Annotated in this window: 2 protein-coding genes; both read left to right on the forward strand. The window is 48.6% G+C overall.

Annotated elements, in window-relative coordinates; genetic code table 11:
* The first annotated feature begins 363 nt into the window (after positions 1-363).
* The gene (locus tag H6F50_RS05730; protein ID WP_190427317.1) at positions 364-2001 is read left to right on the forward strand and encodes a CHAT domain-containing protein; all 1638 of its coding nucleotides are present in this window, start codon (positions 364-366) and stop codon (positions 1999-2001) included.
* A gap of 119 nt (positions 2002-2120) precedes the next feature.
* A partial coding sequence (locus H6F50_RS05735; RefSeq protein WP_190427320.1) for a hypothetical protein occupies positions 2121-2716 on the forward strand: 596 nt, incomplete at its 3' end.

Genomic DNA, 2716 nt, shown 5'->3' on the forward strand with positions numbered 1-2716 from the left:
CAATTAGTTGCTAGCCTTTAATTGTTAGGACTTCGGTTTTTGTCAGGGTTAGGTGTTCTTGGGTAGTCGCTAATCAGGAGTCATTCGTCAATTGGTAAAGATGCGATGAATCGCGTCTCTAGGTCAGTTGTCTTTTGCTGCCAGTGACGACTGCCAGAGACTTGCCACCCATTACTCACGATTCACTGCCCAAAAACGATTGATAGTGAATCGCTAAAGCTAAAATATCTCTTCAATAACCTTGTTTACCCTATTTGAGGTGATAAGAGCGAGTGAAGAATATTCGGTGAGTATTCCCCTGTTGTTCGGGTAGACTGATAAAAAACCTCGTATAGTGCTAGGTTTAAGGTTAATGTCTTTAGAATGTCCCAGTCTGAGAATCCCTGCCTCAGTTTAGCCATCAATCGGCTCTCCAAAACTTCCCTTGGGGCAGAACATTTTGCCATTTGGGTGATGAAAGCACCCTGTCCGGGTGGTCACGTTCTGCATGACTGTACGTGGCCTGAAATGTTGACCCAAAAGTGGCTGGCATGGCAGGAAATGTTTTCCCCACGGGGACTCCCTGATGTTCCGCTGGTACATCAGGCAAACCCTCCCGCATTGACAGTGCCACTCGACGCCCTGAATGTCAACGGTCAAGCACTTCCGTATACGGCTCGTTTGATGCAAGATTTAGGGATTAGCCTCTGGAAGTGGTTATTTGACGGGGAAATTCAAAATAGTTTCGCTCAAAGCCAGGGAATTGCAATTGGGCAAAAAAAACGTCTGCGGCTGCGCTTAGAAATTCGAGACCCAGACTTAATTCCTGTGCCTTGGGAAATTATGCAGCCCGAACCAGGGAAACAAGCGATTTCTCTATCACAACAACTATTGTTTAGTCGTACCAGCAATGCGGTTGATCCGCTTCCACCCCAGCGCTTAGAGCAGGCTTTAAACATCCTGTTGGTACTGGGACACGATACAGAAAGCGAAGTCGCTCCCAGCTTGCAGCTGGAACAAGAAGCGGAGGCGCTGGCTAATATTTTGGAACGCTGCGGACGACCAGACTTACACCCAGATGGCGAACATACTGGTGCAACAGTCCTGTGCCAGGTAGATACGCTTTTACAACCTACAAAAGCAGAATTGATTTCACGCCTGGAAACAGAAAATTACAACATCTTGTTCTATGCCGGTCATGGCATCCCAGCAGCGGATGGTGGATTACTGTTTTTGCGACCTGATGCCAGGATCAATGGCACGGAGTTAGCCCAGGTTTTGGTTCGCTGTCAAGTGACGCTAGCGGTGTTTAATGCTTGTTGGGGCGCTCAACCAGAGCGGCACAACCAACAAAGTTTGCCGCGCAGCAGTTTGGCAGAGGTATTAATTCATCACGGTGTTCCAGCAGTTTTGGGAATGCGCGACTCGATTGCCGACGAGGAGGCTCTGTCGTTTATTCAGGCTTTTGCACAAGCTCTGGCAGCACGGATGCCTATAGATGAGGCGGTGGCGGTAGCAAGGCAAAAGTTGTTGACGCTTTACAAGTTCAACCAACCTGCCTGGACTTTGCCGGTTCTGTATATGCACCCAGATTTTGAGGGTGAGTTGATTCGACCAATTGGCGAGGAAGTGACGATACTGCCGGTGGATGTGAAGTCATCCGGGCACGATTTATCTACTCCCTCTGCCTATCTTCGTCCGTTAGGAGTAACCAGCAAAGTTTCGCCAATTAGTGGCACGAGTTTGCGAGTGGGGCGTAATCCTAAGGGAAACGACTTGGTGATTGAAAAACAGGAAGTTTCTCGGCAGCACGCTGAAATTATTTGCGATGCTCTCCCAGACGGTAAACTTACTTACTTTCTAAAAGATAAATCTCGTTACGGCACGTTCATTTTAAGACCTAGTGGATGGCAGAAAGTCTATCATCCGGAAGTGCCTTTGCAATCGGGAGACCAGATAAAGTTTGGGAGTATGCAGGGTCAAACTTGGGAGTTCATTATTCAAGATAGTACGAAGTTCTAGGGCACGGTAAAAGCGATCGCCCTACAGAATACTGAGTGCTAAATAATATTTACGGAACTCGCCAAAGTGCCGCTGTAGCTACCCCTGCCAAGAACGGTATATCAATACACAGGAGCATCATGATGGCAAGGAAATCAATCGAAGGATTTTATGAGAATTCTCTTTCTCAAGTGCAAGCAGAACTGCTAGAGGCACTCCTCCAGCCTGAAGAAGCTCCCTATCCCTGGAATCCAGCCGATCCAAATGTGGAAGCCTATTGGACAGAGTTGGAACAAGAGTTTGAACTTGAGGGATGGTTAGATGAAGAAATCAGTAGGGGGTCGCAAGCACTCTATGCAAAGTTCGATGAATGCTGGGCAAATACAAATGTGGCAGTTGTACCGACAGCAGCGATCGCAGTTACATCTAGTTTAAGCGAGCGGTTTGCTGCCCGCGTTCCCCAAGCTTGGCTGGATGCGATCGCTCACAAAGCCCAACAGGTTGTATCAAGCCCTCTGTCAATCGCGGATCAGATGGTACAGTGCGTTCAAGAGCTGCTGCCGGAATGGGGAGAAGATGTGTTGCAGGTATGGGCGCGTCCTTTGGCTTCCGCCATGCGAGGCTCGGAAGCTGAAATTGCCCGCCCAGTTGAGTGGGATGAGTTATCGGAGAGCGAACGGGCACGGTTGAGTTTAGCAGTTGCCCGGTATGCGCTCAGACAATTCAACGACCTTAA

This window comes from Coleofasciculus sp. FACHB-712 (genome assembly GCF_014695635.1).
Lineage (GTDB): Bacteria > Cyanobacteriota > Cyanobacteriia > Cyanobacteriales > FACHB-T130 > FACHB-T130.